Source organism: Paenibacillus bovis, assembly GCF_001421015.2.
Lineage (GTDB): Bacteria > Bacillota > Bacilli > Paenibacillales > Paenibacillaceae > Saccharibacillus > Saccharibacillus bovis.
The window spans coordinates 2,814,628-2,841,620 of sequence record NZ_CP013023.1; the positions used below are offsets into that span (position 1 = coordinate 2,814,628).

A 26,993-nucleotide genomic window follows, 5' to 3' on the forward strand; every position below is an offset into this window, starting at 1 on the left:
AAACAGCTGTTTGATATCATATGCTGACCGGTCATCGTGCGACAACTATGTATTCCTATGTAGCCTGTCGATTTAAAACTATATATCTTACCCAATATGCCAATTGTTATCAGTCTGCTGCTCGCAGATATGAGAATGATTGGCTTTTTATTGTATCAAGGTTTTGTTTTTATCAGCCCACCTAGAGATTATCTTCCTGTCTTCATTCGACAAAAAACGTCAATAATCTATAAAAGTGTATAAAAAAGGATGTATATAACAACAATCTGTCACTTTATATGTATTAATTTCAATAACAACATTGACACATGACACCGTGTCACATATAATTCTTTATGTAACTTTTTACAACAAATTATGCCTGCCTACATCTGATGGAATATTCTGCGTATAGCAGCAAGCTCTGATCGGCATCATCAACCGGAGGTTGCAGGAGGCAGTGGAGTGAATGTATGCCAACAAAAACCTTTTTTAATCTGCCGGATGAAAAACGGCAAAATTTGATGAATGCAGCGATGCGCGAATTTTCAAGAGCTTCGCTGGCGGATGCGTCGATTGCCAATATTATCAAGGACGCCTGTATTCCGCGCGGCAGTTTTTATCAGTACTTTGAAGACAAGGCAGATTTGTTTTTTTACATTCTGGAGGAACATAGCGCCAGCAACCGCGAGCTGATGATGTCTATGGCGGTCAAGCACAAAGGCGATTTGTTTGCCTCGTCGGCAGAGTTTTTTGAATCGACATTGCACCGGTTTATGCATCATGAACATCGTGATTTTGCACGTAATATTTTCCTCAACATGAATTACAAGATAGAATACAAGCTGATTCTGGATGTGAAAAATCCCACGACCACCGAACGGATTCGCGATTTTTACCGGAGCTATATGAGTCTGATCAACCGTACAGGACTGAATATCAGGGATGAGAAAGAGCTTTTTCATCTAATCAAAATTTTGCGGGCGATTATTATCCAGAACTTTATCCAGTTTTTTGCAGGAGAAGCGGATGACAAAGAAGTGCTTCGCAATTTTGCTTTGGAACTGGATCTGTTGAAACGGGGTCTGTATACATCATCAGAGGGTACGCCAGAATAACAGCTTGAAAGTATGGATGCAGGTACATATTCTTGTAGGCAAGCGTAGTAAGCCGGAGATGATAGGATACTGGTGTTAGCTATCTTAAATTCAAGAATTAGCATTTGGGCATGTTGCGTTGACAATTGGATATATCAGCCAATCCTATACAGCATGTCTGTAGAATGACCAAATTTATCTGAACAGCAGAGGTGGAGTAAGTGAGTAGAAAGATTGTTTTATCCATTCTAGTCGTGTTACTGGTTATTAGCGGCGGCACGCTGGTGTATTACTACTGGTATCAAGGCGCACATTATGTAAAAAGCGATGATGCCCGCATTACGGCGGATCAATACAAAGTTATGCCGCAAATCACGGCAGAGATCGATCATATCGATGTAGAAGAAGGCGACGTACTGACACGCAACGAACCGATCGCCGAGCAAAATGTATCCGGACTCGATTCCAGCGTAATCAGCAAATCGGTACTGCGCGCACCGATCGACGGCACAGTAATCAAAGTCTATTCCAAAGAACATGAGATTGCTTCCCCAAGCTCCGCTGTTGCCATTATGGCGGATATGAAAAATCTGTACGTAGCAACCAATATTGAAGAAACCGATATCGACCGTATCAAACCGGGCGAACTCGTGGATATTACACTTGATGCTGCGGGCGACCAGGTGATTCAGGGTAAAGTACGCAAAGTAGGACAAGCATCCAACTCGGTATTCGCCTCGATTGCGGCAACCAATACAAGCGGTAACTTTAACAAAGTCACCCAGCGTATCCCGGTAGAAATCGCACTCAGCGTACCGAAAGATCTGAAGCTGATTCCGGGCAGTAACGTTGAAGTAAAAATTCACACATCCTAAGAAGGAGGGGTATCTAGTGGCTACTAATGAAATCGCCGCTTCTCCTCCCAGTGATTCACCCAGAGAACGCTGGTTAGCCTTTTTTGCCATTGTACTGGGGGGTTCGTCGCCATTCTGAATAACAGTCTGATCAACGTGGCGATTCCTCAGCTGACGACAGACCTGGGTTCAACCACGACGAAAATTCAATGGGTTATTACGGGCTATACACTGGCTTCGGGGATCATTGTTCCGATTACGGGATTCATGGAGCAGCGGATCGGATATAAAAAGTTTCTGATCGCAGCGCTCAGTCTCTTCACACTGGGAACTGTATTCTGCATATTTGCCTGGAGCGATACGTCGCTGATTGCGGCGCGTATTATCGCCGGTCTGGGCGGCGGCGTTATTATGCCGCTGAGTATGACTATCGTCTACAAAATTATTCCGCGTGAACAGATTGGTATGGCGCTCGGGATCTGGGGGATTGCCGCAATGGCAGCTCCTGCAATTGGCCCGACGCTGAGTGGTTATCTGATTGAATGGTTCGACTGGCGCTTCCTGTTTATCGTGTGTGTGCCTGTCGCATTATTTGCTATTCTGATGGTCATTTTGCTGATTAAGGAACCACCCAAAGGGGCTATCGTCAAGTTCGACTTGCTGGGATTTTTGCTGGCAGCAACCTGTGCAGGTACACTGCTATACGCACTGTCCAGCGGTTCCACCGATGGCTGGGATTCCTTCAAAATTGTCGGCCTGTTCTTTATCGCTTTCTGGGCACTGGTGTTCCTGATCTTCGTTGAGAGCGGTCAGGAGAATCCGGTTATCGACATTTCATTGTTCAAGAATTATAAATTTGCTATTAGTGTTATTACATCGAGCTTTGTCATGATGGGTCTGTATGGCGGTACTTTCCTGTCCCCGCTGTTCCTGCAAAATATTCAGTCGGTATCTCCGGTACACACCGGTATTATCCTACTGCCGCAGGCGATAGCGATGGCGGTTATGATGCCATTTGCAGGGAAGTTGTTCGACAAAATCGGTATCGTACCGATCGGTCTGGTCGGTCTGACATTGACCAGTATCATGACGTACCATCTGCACACCCTGACTCCGCAGACTCCGCATCTGTGGCTGCAGATTGTGCTGATGTTCCGCGGGATGGGAATCGGAATCTGTATGATGCCATTGTCTACGGTTGGTATGAACGCTGTACCACGGGACAAAGTCGGTAAAGCATCGACAGCATCCAATCTGGTGCGTACGATTGCCGGCTCGATGGCGATTGCTATCCTGACCTTCCTGATGCAGAACCGTACAGCGCTGCACAGCCAGCAGATCTCCGAATCGATTACGCCGGATGCGGCGCAGTCCTTCCAGGCGATGCTGGGTAGCTCCTGGACATCGACCGTATCAGGTCTGATTTCACTGGATGCCTATTCAAGAGGAATCGCGGATACCTTCCTGGTATCGTCGATCCCGCTGTTCTGTTCTATACCGTTTGTGTTCCTGTTCATCAGCAGACGCAAAGCGGCCAAAGAAACACTTCAGGAAAGCAAAGTATAATCGGTGTCTCTGCCGGTTCATATTCTAGATAGAAAGAAAGGGAATAACCAATGAAGATTAGAAAATGGGAAGTAACTGCAGGGGCACTGTTGCTCAGTACGGTTGTCCTGTCCGGCTGCGGCAATGCCAGCACTCAGGCAGCCCAGGACATGAACGTGAATGTAAAAGTAGCCCAGGCACAGCAGGGTGTTATCGGACAGGGTGAAATCTATACCGGTACCGTAACACCATCAGCCACCGTCAATATTATGCCTAAAATCTCCGGCAAAGTATCTGCTGTCGCTGTAGATGTAGGTGCCGAAGTCAAAAAAGGACAGGTACTGCTCAAACTCGAAGACGATGATCTGCGCAATAATCTGGAGATTGCCAAATCCAATGTATCAGCAGCTGCAGCAGGCGTAAATACAGCCAAGGATTCTCGCGAGACCGGTATGGTCTCGGCGAGCTCCGGAGTTGTAAGTTCCAAAAACGGTATTATTTCATCCAAAAGCTCTATTAATCAGGCTCAGGGCAGCATCAATCAGGCAGAGGGTGCTGTAAACCAGGCACAGACAGCTCTCAAGCAAGCACAGACAGCTGTCTCCACAGCAGGTAATACAATCAAACAATCCCAGGAAGCTCTGACTAATGCCAAATCTACACTGACACGTACCCAGTCGCTCGCAAGTAACGGACTGGCTACACAGGCAGAGCTGGAGCAGGCTGAGGCTGCAGCAGTCAGCGCACAGACTGCTTATGATAATGCTGTAAATGGCAAAGCCAATGCAGAAGAGCAGCTGTCTGCTGCCCAGAAAGCAGTGTCTACTGCTCAAAAAGGATTGTCTACAGCCAAATCGGCTTATGAAAATGCAACCAGCAGTTTTGAAAATGCCAATTCCGGATATAGCAACGCCCAGCGTCAACTGGAAGTCTCCCAGAGCACGGCTGGTATCGAAGCCAGCCAGCAAAAACTGGATCAGGCACAGCTAAACGTACAGATCGCTCAGGATTCCCTGGACGATACCGTAGTCAAATCGCCAATCAATGGTATTGTTACGACCAAAAATGCCGAAGTAGGCGAGATGGCTGCTCCTTCGGCAGCTTCGCTGGTTATTGCGAATCTGAGTACCGTTAATATGCTGATCTATGTTCCTGCCAATGAGATCAACAATATCAAAGCAGGTGATCAGGTACAGGTACGTGTCGCTTCCTCCAATATCGTAACCAACGGTAAAGTGAAAAATATCAACCCGATGGATGCGAGCGGTAACGGTTATCCGGTTAAAATCACAGTATCAAACACAGACGGCAAACTAAAATCGGGTATGCTGGCAGATGTGAGCTTTGTCGGTAAAAATGCCAAACAGGGTATTATTGTACCAAGCAAAGCCATCCAGAAAGACGGCAAAAAAGCTTATGTATATGTAATCAACAAAGACCACGCCGTACGTAAGGAAGTAACTATAGGCAGCGAGTCCGGTTCCCAGACACTGATCACCAGCGGTCTGAAAGACGGCGAGCAGGTAGTAGAGAATAATCTCGCTCTGTTGGGCGACAATACGGCAGTAACGGTATCACAATACTAAGCCATATTGCGTGTACTATTGAATATTCATTTGCAAGCAGTTCCCCGATTCAGGGGAGCTGCTTTTTCTGTGTATGGCTATACAAAACCGGAAAAGACGACCGTATGCCTATAATCAGAAAAAAGCCTGTGTTCTGATCTGACAACTGGTATACAAAACAGCACAAAAATTAAACAGGCCAGCAATTTGGTTACTGGCCCACGATAGATACGCTATGCGATTGGAATAAATTATATAATACTGCATTAAACACAAGACCAGTAAGGGAAAGAAAATAAATGATAAAAGAAATAGAAGAGTAAGAGACAAGGCATTGGTTACAAAATGCGTCAAAGAAGAGTGGATGGATTACTATATAGACGAACTATACAATAAATCGGGGGAACAGCTAAAAGGCCGAATTTTAATTCGACTCCATCACCTAAGAAGGAGGATTATGTTATATCAATGCTGGAGCTGGGTATCAGGCTTTACACGTTTGATTGTCCAATACGGAAAAGTCAGTGCTCCATGATTAGTATGAATAATAAAAAAATTAGGATTATGATGAGCTTCACATGTACCGATATATGTTTCACCACTGATCAGATGAATGTTCAGAGGTTCCTGGTTATGAATGGCTTCCTGGATAAATACGTTCACTTTCACATTCTCCTTAGTCTTGAAGTATGGTTGCAATCTGTGGGTTATCACATTTTACTACAAAAACATCCATGAATATCGTTTGTTACCTTGTTTATTACCCCTTAAAAGATAGAATAAACAGGGTTTATTAACTTTTTACATACAATTTTAAGAATCAATTAAAATTTGGATGATGGAGATTATTTGATTCCAATTTTGACTATACAATTTTAGATATTTGATTGTACGATTCTGGCTGTAAATGAAGTGCGAATTGGTAATCTTTGCTTTCTGGCTCCGGGAACTGTGGTCATCCAAAATGTGCCGGATAATGTGATTGTTGATGGCAATCGGGCATGCATTATCAGAGAGATTGAACTTTGATTCCTATCCAAAATAGAAAAGTACGTATTCCTTTTTTATACACCGATTATACTTATTATAGAGCCGTGGCGAACCGATAATAGTCTTAATTGAAGGTATCAAAGGGGCTTTGCCATGAAGAAAATAACACAACCCGAGGTGCGCGGAATCCGGCTATCAACATTTATGTGCGGTCTGGCTTTTCTGACCTCTTTTTTAATTTTATTTTCCTGTCTTTTTATCGGCTATACTCAGGAACGGCAGTCGATTGAACAGCAGGTGCTGGAGTTAAATGAGATTCACGCCAAAGAACTCAGTCATATCACGGAATCCTTGGTCTCTGCCATGCAGCACTCCCTGGATGAAAGTGCGAAGTATATTGTTAACCACCCCACGCAGAATAAGCAGTTGGCTCAAAACAATCTGGATTATTTCCGTAATTCGAGCAGTTTTTTTAATGCTGTTTTTCTGATCCGGCCCAATCGGACGATTGAGCTGAATTCACCGGCAAGCTTGAATCAGGCCGGAACGAAACTTACTTCAAAAATCAGTATTGATGCTCTGGAAGCCAAGCGTCCTACCATTTCCAGTCCGTACATTGGCAAAATCAACCGGACGATTATATTGATGACCCATCCGTTGTTTGACCATTCGGGTCAGTACCAGGGAATGCTCGCGGGTGCGCTGTATTTGCAAAAGAAAAATGAGTTAAAAGAACTACTTGGAACGAACAGCAGGAAAACGGATGGCTCTTATTTTTATGTAGTCGATCGCAAGGGGAATATTATATATCATCCGGACTCGTCCATGATCAATACCAATGTACAGCAAAATAAAGTCGTACAGGCGCTGATGCAGGGCAAAAGCGGCAAACAAGTCGTCGAAAACTCCAAAAATCGTACGTATCTGGCGGGGTATTCCGTTATTTCCAATGTAGGCTGGGGAGTGGTTTTCCAGACACCGATTGAGAACACGAATATCTATTCCAGCAATCTGATTCGCTCCACACTGGTCTATCTGGTGCCGGTTATTATCCTATTTATGCTACTTATATTCTGGCTGTCCCGCTGGCTGGGCAAGCCGCTTTATTTGCTTGCTGCCTATGCACAGAATCTGGCTGCCGGACATCATGGCAAAAACCGTCCTCAGCTCGCCCGCTGGAATTATGAAGCCAGACAGCTGCATCATGCCATTATGATGCTGGAAGAAGAAACAAGGGAAAAGGAAAAACGCCTACAAAGCGAAGCCAATCAAGACCCGCTTACCGGCCTGCTGAACCGCCGTGCATTACAGTCTATTACAGACAACTGGGTGAGTAATCAGTATTCTTTTGCGGTGATTATTCTGGATATCGACCATTTCAAATTGGTAAATGATACGTATGGTCATCCGGCCGGTGATGAAGTGCTGAAAATGCTGGCCAGTGTGCTGCGCAGTCAGGTACGAACCGAAGATCTTTGCTTCCGCTATGGCGGAGAGGAATTTGTGATTCTGCTGTATGAAGTTACAGAGCAGGAAGTTATGGAGGTTGCAGAGCGGATTCGCCAGACGACGGCGATTTTCCCTACACCGATGGGACATAAAATTACGATTTCGCTCGGTGTTACCCTTTCGCTGGAAGGAACTGCCGAAGCGCAGCAGCTGTTCAAGCATGCAGATACTGCTCTTTATCAGGCCAAGGAAAATGGTCGTAATCAGACTGTTTTTTATCAGGTATAATGCAGAGAATATGGATTTGTTTTTGAAGAAGCCTCCGGAATATAGGGAGGCTTCTTTTGTGTGTTATATAAAAGAAGCGACTAATCGTAATATTTACAAATTAATAACTCTCTCTTATAATAAGCAGGCATTGCAAGTATAACAAGTACAGATTGCTGCTGGAGGTTACTGGAAATGAGTCGTTTATCTACTGCTATACATAAAGGTCCATCACACAAAGAATATTTACTGCTCAGTCTGCCGCTAATTGTATCGACGATTACAACCCCTTTGCTGGGGCTGGTGGATACAGCCGTAGTCGGACATTTATTTGATCCCGCTTATCTGGGAGGCACAGCGATCGGTACATTGATTTTTAATACGATGTACTGGCTGTTTGGCTTTTTGCGGGTAAGTACATCCGGTTTTGCTGCTCAGGCGAGAGGAGGGAATGATCTCCAGGAAGGTGTCGCTGCTTTGCTGCGGCCGCTGATGATCGCACTGGTCATTGGACTGATTTTTGTGGCGCTGCAAATCCCTATTTTGCAAGCATCGCTGCTGCTTATGCAGCCGGACGCAGATATCGCTCACTGGGCAGGTGTTTATTTTCATATTCGTATCTGGGGAGCTCCGCTTACGCTGCTGAATTATGTACTAATCGGCTGGCTGATGGGCATGTCACATATTCGGCAAACACTTATCACCCAGATTTCCATGAACGTAGTGAATATGCTGCTAGCGATCTGGTTTACCCAGGGGCTGGGCTGGGGCGTAGCCGGAGTAGCAGCAGCGACTCTGTTCGCGGAAGCACTGGCACTGGTAGCAGGATTGTATTTTGTCTGGCGGTCTCCTTATATGGATCGTCAGGCGATTCGCCTAAAAGGCATGTTCGCCTGGAATCAGCTGCAGCCAATGTTCCGGGCGAATAGCGATCTGCTTGTGCGAACGATTTGTCTGCTTACCATGTTTAATATTTTTACAGCCCGCAGCACATCATTCGGTCCGGAAGTGCTGGCAGCCAATTCCATACTGCTGCAAATCCATTATATGATGGCTTATTTCTTTGATGGATTGGCAAATGCGAGTTCGATCTATGCAGGACAGGCCAGAGGAGCCCGCAGCGGTCTATTGCTGCGACGCAGTCTGACCCTGTCGTGGATATGGACAACTGTCACGGCTATACTGCTAACACTTATTTATCTGATCGGACGAGAACAGTTGGTAGCCCTGTTTACCGATAATGGAGCGGTAGTAAATATTGCGCTTCAGTACAATGCCTGGCTGCTGCTGTTCCCGCTGACGACAGGTTTTGGACTTGTATTTTATGGCATCTTCACAGGGACGACGATGACTGCACCAGTCCGTAACTCGATGCTGCTGTCAGTCATACTGTTTATTATCGGTTGCCTGGTACTGGTGCCGATGTATGGCAACCATGGTTTATGGGCCTGCTTTATATTATTCGGGATCGGGCGTTCGGTATTTTTGCTGCTCTATGTACCCGGATTGGAGAAACGGCTGGCTGTCGACTGACAGAGGAAAGTCGCACGGATAATTATTTTTTCGGAAAATAAGATTTTGGAAAATACAATGTGATATCTGTAATCGAATTTATTTATTTATTTATTTATTTATTTTGGGCAAAAACTCCTTTATCTTCGGATCAAAGGAGTTTTTGTCTATAATGATAATTGGAAGTCGGACTCTATTCCGCGTAAAATAGATCTTGAATCATGCGGTAATATTACTGGTTCGTAGGTACGAAGCTTTGGCCTGTAACAGTAAGCTGGCTGTATACTGTTGCCAGTGACGTTCTGACTATTTTGGATGAGGGATTCGCATTATAAGGTGCAATTATGATAAAATGGGAACATATGATCTTATATGGAGAGGGGAATACACAACAATGGAAATGATGAAGCCGCCTGCCGAGGTACTGTATGCCCGGGAATTGCAGGCTTTGCAGCAGGAAGATACCGGCAAGCGTCCACCCAATTGGCTGCTGTCACCTGTATACATACGTGATTTTATTATCGGACGCGAGCAGCCAGCCCGGCTGGATGGAGAAGAGGTAACTATTACCCGCAAATTTTATGGCAATGATATTTTAATCGAACGGGCTATTGTGACACTTGCCGGCAACCGCGGACTGATGCTGGTCGGCGAACCGGGTACCGCCAAAACCATGCTAAGCGAGCTGCTATCCGCTGCTATTTCAGGCACAAGCACCAATACGATCCAGGGTACGGCAGGCACCACGGAAGATATGATCAAATATTCATGGAATTATGCCATGCTGCTGGATAAAGGTCCTTCTGAGCAAGCACTGGTTCCTTCGCCGTTATACCATGGAATGAAAAAGGGCATAGTCACTCGATTCGAGGAGATTACCCGCTGCCCATCCGAGGCGCAGGACAGTCTGATCAGTATCATGAGCGATAAAGTAATGAATATTCCCGAGCTGGAAAGCGGTGTGTTGTTTGCCAAGCCGGGCTTTAATATTATCGGTACAGCCAATATTCGGGACAAAGGGGTCAATGAGATGAGCAGTGCCCTCAAGCGCCGCTTCAACTTCGAGACGATTCGTCCGATCAGCAATGTCAAATTGGAAGCGCGTATTATTGAGAGTCAGGCACATAATTTGCTGGTTCACAGCGGGATTGATATGCCGATCGATCTGGAGATCGTGGAGCTGCTGGCAACGACCTTTATGGAGCTGCGTACCGGCATGACAAGGGAAGGCTACAAAATTGATGTACCACAGGCTGTTATGAGTACAGCCGAAGCCGTATCTGTCTATGTGCAGAGTGCTATGACTTCCTATTATTATGAAGACAAAAATGTAACGCTGGATCGGTTGGTGCAGAATATGCTCGGTACTGTCGCCAAGGAGAATGAAAAAGATCTGGCTGCGCTCAAAACCTACTTTTCCCGTGTGATCAAGGAACGTGCCCGGGAAGATCAGCTGTGGGCTGCCTATTATGAGGAAAAGAAATGGATCGGCTGATTCCGCAGGAGGCAGCAGAGCAGGCGGAACTACAGCAGCTGTTTGCGCAGCAGGTATATAACAAGCAGAAGCAGGTTGTACATTTTCCGATTCGTCATCACAGTCCGGCATGTTCGTATCATCTGCTCCAGGTTATTAATGACTATCAGCCGCAGATCATTCTGATTGAAGGACCAATCAGTGGAAATGCGCTGATCCCGATACTGGCGGATGAGCGTACCGAAGCTCCGGTCAGCCTGTACTATACATATGAGACCAACGAAGAAAAGGCTGCTTTTTATTTTCCCCTGCTGGATTATTCGCCCGAATATGCAGCGATCCGACAGGCAGCCAAACTGGGGATTCCGGCACAGTTTATTGATCTGAATGATCGACCGCTGCCGAGGGAAAAGGTGACTGAACGACCGGCAGAAGAATCTGCGGAGCAAGTGTCCTATCAGGACGAGAAGCTGCTCACCGGTTCTTCCTTTATCAGCAGACTCTGTCGCAGACTGAACTGCCGCAGCTTTGATGAACTATGGGAAAAGATGTTTGAACTTGGAGTGGCGCAGCAGCGTACCGAGGATTTTATGCGCAGTGTGTTTGTATACTGCTCTCTGTCCCGCTTTTGCTATTCGCGGGACGAGCTGGAACAGGAAGGTACACTTGCCCGGGAACAGCATATGAGAGAGCGAATATTAGTAGCAAAAGCACAGTATGAACGCATTCTGGTAATTACAGGCGGATTCCATACGTATGGACTGCTGGAGATACCGGCGAACAACCTGCCTAGCGATGTGCCGCATATTGTAAAGCCAGCTGAATACCGGGAACAAATCTATCCGATGGTGTATACATTTGAAGAAGCTGATCGATTAAATGGCTATGCAAGCGGAATGCCCTATGTAGGCTATTATGCCGAGATCTGGAAAAGGCTGCAGCAGAACAGCAAAGCATCTGCTTACGAGCAGACTGCAATTCACATGCTCTCTCGTCTGATGCGTGTACTGCGCAAGCAGCAGGAAGAAATCTCTACCAGTGATGCGATTGAAGCCTACGGGATGGTTCAGGGATTGGCAATACTGCGCGGTAAACCGGAAGGCGGCGTTTACGAACTAGTAGATAGTGTAGTCTCTACCTTTATCAAAGGTGAGCATACCCTGGCTTCGGGACAGTCGCTGGAGGAATTATCCCGTATGCTGACAGGCAACCGGATCGGAACAGTAGCTCCTAATACATTTACCGTGCCCATTGTTGAAGACTTCAGACGACTTGCCGCCGAATGCAAATTGCAGATTAGCACTACCGGTAGGCACAGGAAAGTGCTTGAACTATACTCCAAACCGTTACACCGACAGACCAGCCGATTGCTGCACTGCATGGTATTTCTGGAAACGGAATTTGGCGCATTGGAATCCGGACCCGACTGGGTGGCCTATCGGGACGTGAATCTAATGCGGGAGACATGGAGCTATACGTACTCTTCGTATACCGAAGCACGTCTGATCGAGAATTCTATTCATGGCGGAACGATTCGCGAAGCGGCAGCTCACCGGGCAGAAGAACGAATCAGGCAGCTGCCAGCCCATCATAGCGAAGAAGCGGCGAGTTGGCTGCTGCGTGTACTGCTTATGGGACTGGAGGACAGCGCTGATCGATTATTTGAGCAGGTGGGCAGAGCACTCCGGCAGGATGGCAGCTTTTTGTCGCTATCCCGCACCGTAGCTATTCTGGAACGCATTTATGAGCATCGGCGACTACTGGGACTTCATCGGGAGAGCGTCCTGCTGGAATTGCTGCAGGAAGCCTATCATAATACTCTTGCCAAAATTACAGGATTGCAGCATATACACCAGGATGAGCAGTCGCAGGTAATACAGGCACTCAAACAACTATATATGCTCGCCGAATCCGCCGATGGTACATTTGCCTCGGAACCGCTGGTGGATCGCCTGTCCGAGCTGTTATCCGTGTCTGATCTGCCACCGGGACTAGAAGGGGTATGTATGGCCATCCTGTCACGGATCGACGGGCGGGACCCTGCCGAGATTACCCGGCGAGCCCGTGCATATATGCAGGGAACACCAGAGCAAATGCTGCATACGGCATCCTATCTGCAGGGCGTATTTGCTGCTGCACGGGATGTTCTGTTGTATGATAATGCACTGGTTGACGATCTCAATACGCTGCTTTCCCGGCTGCCGCATGAAGATTTTCTGCGCATGATTCCGGAATTGAGACTGGCCTTTACCTTTTTCACACCGGCAGAGATCGACCGGATCGCCGATCGTGTCGGCAGTCTGTTTGAAAAAGGATCAGGGTCATTAGCCGGGTCTGCAGTAGACGAAACCATATTGCAGCAGTCGGCGGCACTGGATCGTGCTATTCGAGAGGAGCTGAGTCGATGGAGACTGATTTGAACAGACAGCCGGACAAGCCGCTCGAAGACCGGCAGGTGCTGAATCGCTGGCGGTTGCTGCTCGGACCTTCTGCCGAACCATCACTGAATGAGAGCGAATGCTACGATTCGGCACAATTTGAATATCAGGAAATGGATGAAGTACTGGGTTATCTGTATGATCGCGAATATGGCGCGGATCAGGGATACCGGGAGCGCAACAGCGGAGGCAGAGGCCCTTCACAGCTGACTGTGCCCCGCTGGCTAAGCCAGGTACGCAAGCTATTTCCGCATGAAACGGTAGAGATTCTGGAAAAGCAGGCGCTGGATCGTTATGGACTCAATGAACTGCTGCGTGACAAAAAAGTACTGGAATCCATGGAACCCAATATGAATCTGCTGCGGAATATTATGCAGTTCAAAGGCAAAATGAAAGGCGAAGTGCTGCAGAGTGCCAAGGAAATTGTCCGGCAGGTCGTAGAAGATCTGCGTCGTCAGCTGGAAAATGATGCAAAAGCCAGCATTATGGGCAGACGGAGCCGCTACACCAGCAGTCGTTCACGTTCACTGCGTAATCTGAATTTCAAAAAAACAATTGCAAAAAATCTCAAAAATTACGATAAGCGCAATAACCGCTTTGTTGTCGACCGGTTGTATTTTGATGGGAATATTCAGCCGCATAATCGCTGGAATATTATTATTGCTGTCGATGAGAGTGGCAGTATGATGAACTCGGTGATTTACAGTTCGGTGATGGCCAGTATTTTTTATCGTCTCAATGCACTCAAGACACATCTGTTTATTTTTGATACCGAAGTAGTGGATCTGACAGACCGACTGGAAGATCCGGTTGATCTGCTGATGAGTGTTCAGCTGGGCGGCGGTACACATATTGCCAAAGCTCTGCGTTACGGCGAGAGCCTGATCGAGAATCCGGCACGGACTATTTTTATTCTTGTGAGTGATCTGGAAGAAGGTTATGCAGCAGAACCGATGTACCGGGCCAGCCGCGATATTATCGATGCAGGCTGCCGGATGCTGGTGCTGACTGCGCTTGATTTTGAAGGAGGAGCTGTCTATGATCAGCGAGCAGCACGGCGGCTTGCGGATATGGGCGCACATGTAGCCGCGATTACACCGAATCAGCTGGCGGAGTGGATCGGGAAAATCATTACCTGACCGATCTGATCCGTTCATATCAATAGGCCTATCCCTATATAAACGAAGGAGGAATTACCATGTTAATCAATCAATCGACAGATCCTTTGCTGGCTCGTTTTGCTGAGGCATGCTCGGCAGAGTATTCTCTTTCCGTAGATCGGAAGCAGTCTATTCTGGATTATATCAGTGGACAGACAGACGAATTCCCGGCGATGATGCATAATTCCAACAGTTATGGTTACCGCACTATGGAACTGCTGCAGAAAATAGGTCAAAAGGAACGGGGAGATTCTTTTTACCGAGCAGCAGCGGTAGTTATTCTGACGAGTAGCCAGTGGCAGCAGCGATATTATATGGACCCGTTCAGTCTGTGTATGGAAGAATATATCAAGCCGACCAGTCTGAGTGCCAAAGGCAGCAATGCTGTACATAGAAGAGAAAAAGGACTGGAAGCGCTTCGTATGCTGCATAAATATGCAGGCAGCGAAATTATCGAAGGCGTTATCCAGCGGCAAATGAAACAGGCAGCCCTAAACAGAAAGTCGCCTGCCAAAGGGGAAAATATGATTGGCAGACTCGATACGATTGTGGAGCTGCTGGAACTGATGAAGCTGTATGGCGAATTGGAACCCGAGTTCGTAAATACAGTGACAGAGGAGTTGCCGCCGCTGCTGCAGGCAGTACTGACCGGCAATGAAGAGCAGTTGAGACTGGAATTGAAACAGATTGTGGAACCGATAGTACTGGGAAAAATGCCGATGAATGATTATTTGTCCGCTCTGGATCTGGAACCGGCCTTTCTGGAAAGCCAGCAGACAAAAATACGCGAGAACGCTTTTGGCGGTATGGTTATACCCGAGGAAAAAAATATTAGCCGGGAACAATTTTATCAGGGAATGATGCAGGTACATGCTGCCTTTTTCTATGTATTGAACAGCCATGGAGACAAGACGCAGCTGCTGGAACAGCCTGGAGCCGAAGGCACATCGCTGCTAGAAGCCATTCGTCATCTGTATACCGTGCTGCCAATCGAGGTAAGTTATTATCTCACCTCACTGGAGAGACGTTCTACCGATATGCAGATGTTTGAAGGCATTGTGCCGCTGGAAGAACCATACGATCTGATTACAATGGTACAGCGTGAATTGAATTATTATATGCCCTCCTGGAATACGATCCGAGCCGAGCTGCTCGCCCAGCCGGATCGTACACGTCGTGGTATAGAGATTGCCAGACAGCCTATAGTCAAAGCAATCATGTACAAAGTGCTGGCTGAACAGAATATTATCGCAGCCGAAGATCACTATCTGGAACAGCTGGTTCTGGATGTACTGACGAATAAAATCTACAGTTATACCGCAGGACGCAAGCTGGGTCGCTATCTGACCGGTGAATTCGAACTGGAGACTGTACTCAAGGATCAACAGGTAAGCTCTATCTGGAATGGAACCGGCCATAATCCCAAAGGCCGTGTATTGCTGACAGCGGTCACCATGCTGCCGATAGAGTCTGATTTGTTCCGCCGGTTTATTATAATTGCCTGCCAGCCGGAATGGATGCTGGGTTCATTATCCCTGCTGTATCGTTCTCCGTTTTTCGATGGACAGCGTGTGCTAGAAGTATATGAGAATGATCCGCAGATAGATACCGAGAATATGCTGAAAAACATGCTGATGCTAAATGGACACAGCAATTATTATTATATTTCTATCCCGGATCCGGTCTATGCAGATCTTGTCCGAAGCCATATCACGGAGAGTCTGGCTTATTATAACGAGCTGCCTACCGATGGCAGAGCCGCTGTACTGGACACTTTATTTGCAGAGCGTGAGCAATTGAGTCCGGATCAGTTGTCCGAAGCTATTCGTCTGGGACTGGGCGACTCGTCCAAACGGATCAATGCGCTCTCCCGTGTACAATTTTCCCGTACAGCAGATCATGAACTGTATATGAATATTTACCAAAAAGAGAAAAAAGCCGATGTGAAGGAAATGATACTGAATGCGCTACGCAGTAGCGATCACGCGGAGCAAGCGTATACCACACTGCTAAAACAGGAAAAATCCGATACTTTCCGTACGCTGATTCAGGTATTTATGGATACACTCGGACAAAGCCCCGAGCAGGCGCATGCTGCACTGGCTGCCGCGAGCGATACCAAAAAGCGCAGCCGTCTGGACTGGTTGCCTATCGAACGTCTACCGCAGCTGCAGCATCAGGACGGGCATCCGCTCAATGATGAAATCAAGCGCTATATGCTGCTTCAGTCGCTTGATTACACAACAGCTCCTAATGAACGACTTCAGGAAATCAAGCAGTACGCTACTGCCGCATCATTGGCAGATTTTGCTCTGGAGCTGGTGCAGATATGGATTCAGCATGGAGCAGCAGCCAAGGAAAAATGGGTATTGTATCTCGCCTCCCTGTATGGTGATCGCCGTCTAATGGATCTGCTGGGTCACCAGATCAAAGAGTGGACCGAAAGCAGCCGTGGGGCTATTGCAGCCGAGACGGTCAAAGTACTGGCTTATCTGAACGATGTCTCGGCACTGATGCTGATCGACCGTTTGTCCCGTACAATCAAAAATCGCCAGGTGAAGACTGCTGCTACCGAGGCGCTGCAGCTGGCTGCAGAAAATATGAATCTTACAGCGGAGCAGCTGGCCGACCGCTTGATCACGACGCTCGGATTTGATAGAAAGGGTCAGCAGCAGCTTAGCTACGGGGAACGTTCTTTTACCGTCAAAGTAAACAGTGATCTGCAGCTGACAGTAATCAATGAAGAAAATGGTAAAACAGTCAAAAGTATGCCTGCACCTTCCCAAAAAGATGATCCCGAGCTGGCCAAGCAATCCAAAGCACGATTTACACAAATTAAAAAAGATCTCAAAACCATGGTTACTCTGCAAGCGCAGCGTCTGGAAGAGTCACTTTCCAAACGTCGTTTGTGGACACAAAATGAATGGTCGGATCTATTTGTAGATAATGTGATTATGCGCCAGTTTGCTGTCGGATTGATCTGGGGCATTTATAAGGATGGACAGCTGACCGAGACATTCCGTTATATGGATGATGGTACATTCAATACCGTAGAGGAAGAAGAGTACGAACCCCAGCCGGATGCCGCTATTGGTCTGGTTCATCCACTGGAAATGACTACACAGCAGATTGCAGACTGGAAAAGTCAGCTGGAAGATTATGAGATCAGTCAGCCATTTACCCAGCTGGAGCGTCAAATCTATGTCGTAGAAGAAGAACAGCGGCAACTCAAGGAGTGGACAGGACTGCCGCAGGATGAATTTTCTCCAACCGCTTTTCCAAAAGCACTGGAAAAGTACGGCTGGTACAAAGGTATGGCCGAAGATGGAGGCGTATACTATGATCTGTACAAAGATTACGGTGATCTGGTAGCACAGCTGCATTTTAATGGTACCAGCATTTCTTATTATGAAGGCATGGAAGATATTATGCTGGAGACACTCAGTTTCTACAAACAAAATAGTTCGAGCCGCTATCATTATTATGATCCGACCCAGGCGAGACCGCTGGGCAATATCCCAAGCAGGGTATTTAGTGAAACGGTATACGATATTTTGCGCGCTGCTGGACAAGTGGACTGAGCTGGCCCAGCAATCTATGAACAGTCTATATCATTGGCTACCAAGACCGGCAAGCTGGGAAAAGGAGGAACGGCATGCAGCCATTTCCCATACGATTTCGTCAATTTATCGCTGAATGCACCGAGGATTATCTGATTCGGTATACCAATAAAGGCCTGTATAACCGTGCGCTCAAAGATATGGACAAAGGCATTACTGCCGACTACACATGGACAGAGCAGGAACGGGTACAGTGCACACTGAGTGATGGCACAATATGTACACTGGCTGATACGATAGAGCAGTCTGTATGCAGCTGTCCTTCCGATAAGATCTGTCGCCATATTTTGCTGGCGATTCTATATGAACAGCATTATTCAATATTGGGAACACAGCAAGAAGATAGCGAACAAACGGCAGAACAGGAACAGAAGCTGTCTCCTGAGCATTCCAACCATTCCGAACAACCGGAGCAGGGATTTGAATGGATGATGGACATTCCTTTGTCTGTTCTGCTTCATTCTTATACGACGGCACAGATAGCCGAAGTCGATTTCAGGCTCAGCATCAAAGAAAAGATTCATGTTACGCAAGATACACTGCTGACCGTGAGAATGGAACTCCAGCAGATCGAGGTATCCTTTACCCGTGATCCCGATCTGACCAAAGCACTCTGCAATGTACGCGATAACCGTGTATCGCTATACAAGTTGGAAGCGATCCTGCGTTATCGTGCACTGCATGGTCTCGAAGAACAGCAGCTGCTGGAAGAATCGAGTTATCCGGCACCGACATCCTCCAGCGCTGTGGCAGAATGCCGCAAGCTGCTGACCGATATTAGTCAGATCGGCTTGGCACGGCTGCCGCAGACAGTAATGGCACGACTGGAGGCACTCGCGATTACTGCGCGAAGCGAAGAGTTACCGAATCTGGAGCGGGCGCTGCGCAGTATCCGGGGAGAGCTGGAGCTTTTCTTTGCCCGTCATGTTCGTTTTAATATGAACAAATTAATGAATAGATTAACCGAGACTTATCTGATGCTGGAAGCCTGGGAACAGGATCTAACCGCCAGTCAGCGAGCACAGCTGGTCGGCAGCTTCCGCAGCCGTTATTATGAACGGGCACAGCTTCAATTATATGCGTTGGGTGCCGAGCCGTGGGAGACCCGATCGGGTTACAGAGGTATCACGTATTACCTGTACTGCCCTGATGATGAAGAGATGTACACGTATACAGATGCCAGACCCATCTATTACGAAAGCAATACTTTTCATTATGATGCCCAGTATAACGGGCGTTCTCCATGGCGAGCGAGCCTGTCCATGAAGCAGCTGGCTGCAGGACAGTGGAATTTCCGGAATATCAAAATCAATCGGGATCGCCGAATATCTTCAGCAGAAGGAACCCGGATCGAGAGGCTAGACCGAGTACCGGTCGAACAGATAAATTTTGGCCATTATCAAGTGGAAGATCCGGAATGTATTCAGCAGCACACCGGGGTGGCTTTATTTGGCTATAAAAAGCCTCGTATCCTGCTGCTGACACTGGATTCGATTCAACATACTGTATTCGATCCTTCTTTACAGCATTTGCTGATTCATGCCACACTGCAAGGCGGCAGCCTGGTCACGCTGGTTATTCCGTACCATCAGGAATGGAAGCAGACGATTCGCAAGCTGGAAAAGACTGCCCCTGAGCAAATGTCCAGTAAGATGAAAGTGCTCGTACGTGCCGATGGACAGCATCTGTATCCGATCAGCTTCCTCAAAGACACATCTATACAACATCTGAAGCTGGATGAATAACAGAATGATTGGAAAGGATAGGTATAGATGCAGGAAATTCAACAGATAACCGATACTATTCAGGATTGGCTGAATGGAATGCTGCTGCGTGGTCTGACCCAGCTGACTTCTGGAGATCTGGAACAGCTTGGTACCTACACTGAACGTGCAAAGCAGCTGCATATGGATGAACTGTGCCGTCTGCTGAATCAGCTGAGTAGTACAGGTCAGGCGATACTGCTCGGACAGGAAGATAGAGCGATCACTCCGGACTATTTCCGACTATCTGCTTATATTCAGATGGCAAATGCTTCACTGAGTGAATAATCGAATATCGATATAGAAGACAGCGAAGACATGAAACGCACTCTTAAAAGGAACATTGGACAATCCCTCGGTAAACGCGTGGATAAATCAATGTTCCTTTCAAGGAGTGCGTTTTTTGTTTTGGCTATACTGCAGAACAGTAAACATGGATTTTATATCCAGCAGGGAAAAGGCAGCCGACTGATTCACACACTTTTAACTATTCAATCTATATCATGCCTATCCGCATTCTGACCATACCGTGCCAAGGCTCGCGTCGCAGTGTCATGCATCCGTCGTTTTAGATGGTCGCCCTCGATTACACGAACGCGCTTGCCGAGGAAACGGAGGCGATTTAGTACATATTCACTTTCATTGCCGGCAAAGTTCAGATAGATATAATACGTTTGCTCTTGCTCCACAAATTCGACCCGTTTGTCAAAGCAGGAAAAAGCATGCAAAATGCGTGTCAATTCCATATTGTACATCGGTAGCAGTTGGATCACCGCTTCCTGCCGTTCTACACTGCAGATGTCCTGCATACGCTGACAGATTGGCTCATATTGGTCTGGGGGTAGCGGTATTTCGGTGATCGATTGAATATGAACTAGTCTCGTCGTCATCGCCGCTCGGGTGCGCATATTGTACCAGAGCAGATACCATTCACGCCGTGCCATAGAAAATTCCAGCTTCCATGGTACTCCATACTGGGAGAGGATAAGCTGTCCATGTTTGTTCAGCCGCCGGATCTCCATCGATTGACGACGGCGCATAATAAGACGAAGTGGACGCAGCAGGGGAGAATAGGTCTGACCAGCAGCAGAGCCTGCCTTTTCTGTCAGGGCTTGCTGCAGTTGGGGAATCTCTTCTTCAAGCAGACAATCTCCAATTTTATGTAAAGTCTGCAGATCCAGTGCGTGGGCAGCAGCAGGCTGCTCCAGCATCATTTTCAGCCAAGCTCTTTCCTGGGAGGTGAGTGTATAGGTAGCCGTTTCTTCTAGCCTGGAAGCCAGCTGGTAGCTGAATATTTTCTCAAAAAGATTCATAGTCGTTCATCAGTTCCTTCCATTCCTCGATCAGGGATTCCCGCAATGCAGCAGGCTCCAGCACTTCACAGCTCGAACCAAAGCTTCGCAGCCACGGGCGAATTTCGGTATACCCGTTTACCTTGATTTCATAAATAAAGCTGTGTGCATCTTCTTCTACAATCTGCCCCCATTGTCCCTGCATACGTACCCGTTCCTGGATAAAGTCATTTTGTGGCGGCGCCGGTTTGAAAAAGCGTGCCCGTACCGTAACTGTTCTGCCGGTATCGACCAGCCAGCTGTAGCGGGTATGCTCATCCAGCTTGGCTGCATACTGTTCACATAACCGTGCATCGATCTCTTGTTCAGCTGTAATATCCACGATGCCATCCATCCGGTATTTAACAATGCGTCCGCCCGGTGTAGTACCCAGCAGATACCAACGACCATACTGATGATCATACACTACCCGCAGCGGCAGCATATGCTGACGACGGGGCTCATTGTCCCGGCTGAACAGTGGATTCGTATTCTGTGCCGTATAACTGCGCTTGCGGCTGGGAGAGTAGTACTGAAAAGAAATAAACCGATGCTCACGAATCAGGCGCAGCAGCGTATACAGATGCGCTTCATCGAGAATACGCGCGTCATAATGATAACGGTAGCTGAATGGCTCCAGCCACTCTTCCTGCCAGCTGTCATCCGGAGATTCGGAGACCGTTGCCTTGATCGCCTTTTTGAGATTATCGCGCAGCAGATAGCCCTGAACAGATGGAATCTGTGTATTTGCCATAATATCCACGAATTCATATAGTTCAATCAATTCTTCCCTGGTCAGACAATCGGTTAGGTCATTATTCAGCCGGTAGCGATAAGGACGACCGCTCGGTTCCCGGCGAATCACACCGATTTCCTCCAGATAACGCAGATCGGAACGAATCGTTTTCTCATCCGGCGGAGCAGCAGCACTGTCTATCAGCTGCTCATCGCATACATCCAGCAAAGCGGCTGCAGTCATCGGCTCCTGCTTGAGTGCAGTGAGGATAATCGGCAGTCGGCGGCTCTCGGATTCTTTCATCGATTTGGCCCGATACAGAAACAGCAGCACCGGTTCAGCCGTATCCGCATAGTTATACCGGAACAGGTCGGCAAAGTCGGCATCTCCATTCACTTCTTTCAGTCGGCGGATCGTTTTATCAAATGTATGTACAGAGATACCGAGTCGGCCAGCAAACTGCTGCCGATCATAATTGCCCCCGGTCAGCGCCAGCAGGCGCAGGAACTGGATTTCTTTGTCAAAGCTTTCTTTAGCCATAATAGGGTCAACCTCCATCAATCTACAGTCAATCTATATCGTCTCTATCTCCAGACGTAATTATTCGCAAAATGTTTTCTTATTGTATCAAAACGATTCCTTTTTACAAACCGGTCGGCAAAAGGAAAAGAGGCTATCGTTTCTTTTTTTCTATAAAGTCGCCATACTTTTACCCTGTTCGCTGGTACCCAAAAATGAGAAGATAAGCACATCAAAGGGAACATGACAGCTAACATCAACCGGCCTATCACTGCAATCCAAAGCCACAAGCTACAGAAAAAACAGTGTGTCGCCAGCCGATGATCAAGCTGCTGTCCCTCATACCCGAGGCGCCTGAAAGGGTTACTTCGACTGTTAATCGACAGGTCGCCGGTTCGAGTCCGGCTTCCGCCGTTCATGGCGGAATAGCTCAGTAGGTAGAGCGGTATAAAACCTTTTCACCTTAATTTCCTCGGGTATGTTTATTTATTATCGATCCGCGTCATAATTTGAGAAGTAGAAGTAGAAGTAGAAGTAGAAGTAGAAGTAGAAGTAGAAGTAGAAGTAGAAGTAGAAGTAGAAGTAGAAGTAGAACTTGCAAAATAAACTTAAACCAAAAGACATTCCAAACTAAAAGCTACACATGTATACAAAAGATCGTTTCCCAAGTAAACACGTACTATTGAAACGCAAAAATCACACAACACAATAGACAATTAGAACAAACAAGCAAATAAAATAGCACAAAACCAAACACTCTTAATCAGCAACTAACCCAGTAAAATACCATAATAAACACTGCACTCTAATAGCTTTACTATATTCATAAACAATCAGATAAGCTTTATTAACTCCACCAAGTAACAAAAATGGATCCCGTCCCGAACTACTACACAACTACAAGGTTGTGCAGATCAGCAGTAAAGAAGCAACCTGCACGGAGCGGAGGAAAGAGAATTCTACCAACGACCGACATTTAAGAAGGGAGATCGACCGCTGAAGGCGGTGGTTCAAGATCTCCTTTCTTAACCGGAGGGAGTGGTAGAATCTCTTTTCGAAGCGGTGCTTCCAAAAGCACACGTACAACCACCCAACGTCAATTCCCGATCCGAGGCGCCCAAAAAGGTTCCTTCGCCTGTCGCCGGTTCGACTCCAGCTTCCGCTATGTGTGTGCTGCGGAATAGCTCAGTGGTAGAGCAGCCCTTTTTTCTTTTTTTCCTCGGATCGTACATATAAGCAGCATAGGAAACATCTTTCTGATTCTGCCTTTAAAATACATACCAAGCACAAGGAGGACCTCATTATGAGTCATGCCAAAAAATTATTCGGTAGCGGAATCGCCGCCACCACCAACAAAGAAGGATTTGTCGCTTATAACCGCAGCATTGAAGAGGAGTACCTCCAGCTGCTGCTAACCAATACATTTAGCAACACCTTTTATGCGAACAGTCAGGAACTGCTATCCGAAGCACAATCGATTCATCAGGGCATGGTGGAGTTGAACCCTGAATTTATGGCCAAAGCACTGGTATTCGCACGCAACGAAGGTTTTATGCGATTGCAGCCGCTGTATGGACTGGCTGTGCTATCAGGAGCCTGGCCGGATCTTTTTGCTTCTGTTTTTCAGCAGGTGGTTCGTATTCCTTCCGATCTGGCCGATTTTCTGACTATTCTGCGAGGAATGCGCCGGGGTCAGGGAGGCCGGGCAGTCAAGCGTCAGGTGGCGCTGTTCCTCGGCCGAACTACCGAGTACTGGGCAATGAAATATAACGGTCGTGGACGCGGATTCAGTCTGGGCGATGCGATCGCTACGGCACATCCCAAGCCTACTACTCTTCGGCAGCAGGCGCTTTACCGCTATTTGCGTGGTCAGGAGACTAATCTGGCGCTGCTTCCGCAGATTAAAGCTCTGGAAAATCTCAAAAAAGCTACCGATGATAACGAGCGTATTCGCTTGATTCAAGAAGGCAAGCTGCCTTATGAAGTCGTGACAAGTACCATCACGCCAACACGAGGCATCTGGCAAACCCTGATGAAGGAAATGCCTGCTTTTGCGCTGCTGCGTCATCTGAATACGCTTAGTCGGCATGATGTATTCAGCCGGAAAAAGAATCTGAAATATGTACAGGAACGTCTGACAGACGCCGAAGCACTGCGCAAAGCCAAAATTCTGCCGTTTCGTTTTGCAAAAGCTTTTGCAGAAGTAGACCATCCGGATCTGCGGGATACACTTCGCGAAGCGGTAGATTTAAGCTTTGACAATCTGCCGGATGTGCCGGGTCGTACCGCTATTTTTCTCGATATCTCCGGATCGATGACAGGTGAATATTTGCAGACCGGATCGATTTTTGCGCTGGCTTTATATAAAAAGACAGATGGTAACTCACTGTTCTGGCTGTTCGATACACTGGTAGAGGACGCCAAACCTTCGCGCCGGGACAGCATTATGAGTCAGGCAGAGCGTATTCATGCACGTGGTGGAACTGATACGGGTGCGCCGGTACGTCGCCTAATCGAGCTAGGAGAAAAAGTGGATCAGATCATTATGATTACCGACGAACAGCAGAATACCGGTAGCCCTTTTTACCGGGAACTTGGAGAATACCGCCGCAAAATCAATCCCCAGGCCAAAGCTTTTATCGTGGATATCGCACCGTATCAGAGCAGTATGGTACCGCCTGAGGACAACAATACGTTTTATATTTATGGCTGGAGCGATACGGTGTTGTCTTTTATCGCCCAATCGGTACAGGGGTATCAGGGAATGGTACAGCATGTCGAGGCAACAGTACTGGAGGATTAAGGGTGCACGAAGACAAAAGTGAGCGCAAAAAGTATGCAGCATCCAATACCCAAAGTAATATAAAGCAACTTGAGGTCAATTCTGCTGATGTGAAATAATGCAAAAAGACTGCCGGTGAAAAAGCAGTCTTTTTGCATTTTATACCTTTGTTATTTACAGATTATTATTGCGCAGCTGTACCTGTTACTGTACTGCCGCTTTTAGTAATCGTATAATTGATGATCGCGCCGCTCCAGAAATGGAATTTCAGATTGACTTGACCATCCTGGGTTTCATTAAAGAAAGCAGGCTGCAGCTTGATCGTATTGCTGCTGTATACTGGTGTGAAAGCTGTCTCGAATTCTTTGAAAGATGTCCAGTTCTGCGGACCTGCGTTACCGCCGGAAGCATAGGTTGCTTCCATGGTCGCCAGCTGATCGCCGTTAAAGGCAGTCGGGATACTGAAAGCGCTGGTTGTTCCCTGGGCATTGCTCAGTTTTGGCGTATCATATACGATAACGTTGAATTTCCAGTTGGCACCTTTGCTGAATTTGGCTGTAATCGTAGCATTTACTCCGAATTTACCGGAAGTGGTCAGTTTGGTCAGCTGGCTGGCTTTGATCGTCAGGATATTGCCGCTGAGCGTATAGTCCGTACCGGCTTGCAGCGTAGTGCTGCCAACACTCAGGGAAGACAATTGATTGCCATTCAGATTGAGGGTGATTTTTTTATCCTGTACAGTCGTTCCTTTTTTGATATAAATGAGATCGCTGTCCGCATTGGAAGAACGTCCGGTCCAGCTCGCCTTGATCACATTGAACAGATCCGGATCGGACCAGGTGTAGTTGGTACGGCTGAAATGCTGACCGTTATCCCACAGCATGGTAGCGATCTTTTTCTGCTTCAGATAATAACCAAGGAATTCGAAAAACTTGAGTTTTTCGCCCTGCTCGATTACGCCTGTATTTTTATCAAATCCGAGCAGACCGTATTCACCGAGAATAACCGGAATGCCTTTGGCTGTGAACGTATTGTAAACGTTATCAAAAGTAGTCGTAATATCTTTTTGTACTTCTTCATTGAACTTGGTATAACCGGCGATATTTACACTGAACGGCCAGTACCCATAATAGTGAACTGTTGCAATCAGGTTGGCATCGTTCAGCTTGCTCATGGTATTGGACAGTGCAGTCATACGTTCCTGAGAAGGAGAAGCTTCCAGCGTAGACAGTACCAGTGGACGTGTCGCGTTCTGACTACCGGATGCTCGCAGAATTTTGTGGAAAGAGACATTCAGTTCATCCAGCAGCTGCTGCTGTTTGGCTTCGTCTTTGGTACCGCCATCGGTAAAGCGCGGCTCATTGACACTCTCGAACATCAGCTTATTGGAGGTGTTTTTGAAACGATCGGCGATTTGTTTCCATGCGGCATTGTAGCGTGCCAGTACGGTATCATGCTGGGTTTCCATTTTGCTGATCCAGAGCCAGGAATCATGGTGTACATTGACCATTACGTACAGATTCTCGTTCAGCGCCCAGTTGACGACTTCTTCTACACGACTCAGATAAGCTGGATCGATCGTATAATTCGGCGCTGCACCAATATGTGTATCCCAGGTCACAGGTATCCGGATACTTTTATAGCCCTGCGCAGCAATTTGTTTGATCAGTGCTTGGGTAACGCGGGGATTGCCCCAGGAAGTCTCGTCCGCACCGGTAGCATCAAAGGTATTGCCCAAATTCCAGCCTGGCTGCATCGCATCAACATAAGATTGCATATTCGTCGCAGCAGCAGCTTTGGGTTGTACCGCTTCTTCCGCACTTGCTGCTGAAGCAGCCGAAGGAATCAGCGAGAGGAGCAGAGCAGCAGCCATCGTCAAAGACAGCAGCGATTTGTACTTTCTTTTGATCAT

At 47.2% G+C, this 26,993-nt stretch carries 16 protein-coding genes, 1 tRNA gene and 1 pseudogene; 14 read left to right on the forward strand and 4 right to left on the reverse strand.

The window, feature by feature from the left end; translation table 11 throughout:
• The first annotated feature begins 452 nt into the window (after positions 1 to 452).
• The 4 genes and pseudogenes from AR543_RS12135 (at position 453) to AR543_RS12150 (ending at position 5,061) form a co-directional block, all read left to right on the forward strand.
• Positions 453 to 1,097 carry a TetR/AcrR family transcriptional regulator gene (locus AR543_RS12135; protein WP_060534730.1) on the forward strand — a complete coding sequence of 215 codons (645 nt, stop codon included), beginning with the start codon at positions 453 to 455 and terminating at the stop codon, positions 1,095 to 1,097.
• Positions 1,098 to 1,297: 200 nt separating this feature from the next.
• The gene (locus AR543_RS12140; protein WP_060534732.1) at positions 1,298 to 1,951 is read left to right on the forward strand and encodes an HlyD family secretion protein; all 654 of its coding nucleotides are present in this window, start codon (positions 1,298 to 1,300) and stop codon (positions 1,949 to 1,951) included.
• A gap of 16 nt (positions 1,952 to 1,967) precedes the next feature.
• Positions 1,968 to 3,496: pseudogene (locus AR543_RS12145) on the forward strand (DHA2 family efflux MFS transporter permease subunit).
• Positions 3,497 to 3,546: 50 nt separating this feature from the next.
• Positions 3,547 to 5,061 (forward strand): efflux RND transporter periplasmic adaptor subunit, encoded by a 1,515-nt coding sequence (locus AR543_RS12150; protein ID WP_060534734.1) that lies wholly within the window; start codon positions 3,547 to 3,549, stop codon positions 5,059 to 5,061.
• 444 nt (positions 5,062 to 5,505) lie between these two features.
• Here the strand turns inward: AR543_RS12150 and AR543_RS12155 are convergent, their stop codons facing one another.
• Entirely contained in the window at positions 5,506 to 5,703 is a 198-nt protein-coding gene (locus AR543_RS12155; RefSeq protein ID WP_017813090.1) for a hypothetical protein, read from the reverse strand.
• Between the two features lie 480 nt (positions 5,704 to 6,183).
• Here AR543_RS12155 and AR543_RS12160 point away from each other — a divergent pair, with 480 nt between their 5' ends.
• The 8 genes from AR543_RS12160 to AR543_RS12195 all read left to right on the forward strand — a co-directional run bounded on the left by AR543_RS12160 (position 6,184) and on the right by AR543_RS12195 (position 20,001).
• Positions 6,184 to 7,767 carry a sensor domain-containing diguanylate cyclase gene (locus tag AR543_RS12160; protein ID WP_060534736.1) on the forward strand — a complete coding sequence of 528 codons (1,584 nt, stop codon included), beginning with the start codon at positions 6,184 to 6,186 and terminating at the stop codon, positions 7,765 to 7,767.
• Between the two features lie 174 nt (positions 7,768 to 7,941).
• Positions 7,942 to 9,279 carry an MATE family efflux transporter gene (locus AR543_RS12165; RefSeq protein ID WP_060534738.1) on the forward strand — a complete coding sequence of 446 codons (1,338 nt, stop codon included), beginning with the start codon at positions 7,942 to 7,944 and terminating at the stop codon, positions 9,277 to 9,279.
• Positions 9,280 to 9,652: 373 nt separating this feature from the next.
• The gene (locus AR543_RS12170; protein ID WP_087071267.1) at positions 9,653 to 10,753 is read left to right on the forward strand and encodes an ATP-binding protein; all 1,101 of its coding nucleotides are present in this window, start codon (positions 9,653 to 9,655) and stop codon (positions 10,751 to 10,753) included.
• A complete protein-coding gene (locus tag AR543_RS12175; RefSeq protein ID WP_060534742.1) occupies positions 10,741 to 13,152 on the forward strand; it encodes a DUF5682 family protein in 2,412 nt (803 codons plus the stop codon). Before AR543_RS12170 ends, AR543_RS12175 begins: the two co-directional genes overlap by 13 nt.
• A complete protein-coding gene (locus AR543_RS12180; RefSeq protein ID WP_060534744.1) occupies positions 13,137 to 14,309 on the forward strand; it encodes a VWA domain-containing protein in 1,173 nt (390 codons plus the stop codon). Before AR543_RS12175 ends, AR543_RS12180 begins: the two co-directional genes overlap by 16 nt.
• 59 nt (positions 14,310 to 14,368) lie before the next feature.
• Entirely contained in the window at positions 14,369 to 17,911 is a 3,543-nt protein-coding gene (locus AR543_RS12185; protein WP_060534746.1) for a DUF4132 domain-containing protein, read from the forward strand.
• Positions 17,912 to 17,985: 74 nt separating this feature from the next.
• The gene (locus tag AR543_RS12190; RefSeq protein WP_060534748.1) at positions 17,986 to 19,695 is read left to right on the forward strand and encodes a hypothetical protein; all 1,710 of its coding nucleotides are present in this window, start codon (positions 17,986 to 17,988) and stop codon (positions 19,693 to 19,695) included.
• Between the two features lie 27 nt (positions 19,696 to 19,722).
• Positions 19,723 to 20,001, forward strand: coding sequence for a hypothetical protein (locus AR543_RS12195; RefSeq protein WP_060534750.1), 279 nt, complete (start codon positions 19,723 to 19,725; stop codon positions 19,999 to 20,001).
• A 203-nt stretch (positions 20,002 to 20,204) separates the two neighbouring features.
• On the opposite strand, the gene AR543_RS12200 is transcribed toward AR543_RS12195, so the two are convergent.
• Both AR543_RS12200 and AR543_RS12205 read right to left on the reverse strand, forming a co-directional pair.
• Positions 20,205 to 21,026 (reverse strand): WYL domain-containing protein, encoded by an 822-nt coding sequence (locus AR543_RS12200; protein ID WP_060534752.1) that lies wholly within the window; start codon positions 21,024 to 21,026, stop codon positions 20,205 to 20,207.
• Positions 21,013 to 22,320, reverse strand: coding sequence for a helix-turn-helix transcriptional regulator (locus AR543_RS12205; RefSeq protein WP_060534755.1), 1,308 nt, complete (start codon positions 22,318 to 22,320; stop codon positions 21,013 to 21,015). Before AR543_RS12205 ends, AR543_RS12200 begins: the two co-directional genes overlap by 14 nt.
• Before the next feature lie 328 nt (positions 22,321 to 22,648).
• Here AR543_RS12205 and AR543_RS24145 point away from each other — a divergent pair.
• Together AR543_RS24145 and AR543_RS12210 are read left to right on the forward strand one after the other, a co-directional pair.
• Positions 22,649 to 22,713, forward strand: a tRNA-OTHER gene (locus AR543_RS24145).
• A gap of 889 nt (positions 22,714 to 23,602) precedes the next feature.
• Complete coding sequence (locus tag AR543_RS12210) at positions 23,603 to 25,102, forward strand: TROVE domain-containing protein (protein ID WP_060534756.1); 1,500 nt, start codon at positions 23,603 to 23,605, stop codon at positions 25,100 to 25,102.
• A gap of 163 nt (positions 25,103 to 25,265) precedes the next feature.
• Here AR543_RS12210 and AR543_RS12215 read toward each other — a convergent pair whose 3' ends face one another.
• Positions 25,266 to 26,993: a cellulase family glycosylhydrolase gene (locus tag AR543_RS12215; protein ID WP_060534758.1), complete on the reverse strand. Its 1,728-nt coding sequence runs from the start codon at positions 26,991 to 26,993 to the stop codon at positions 25,266 to 25,268.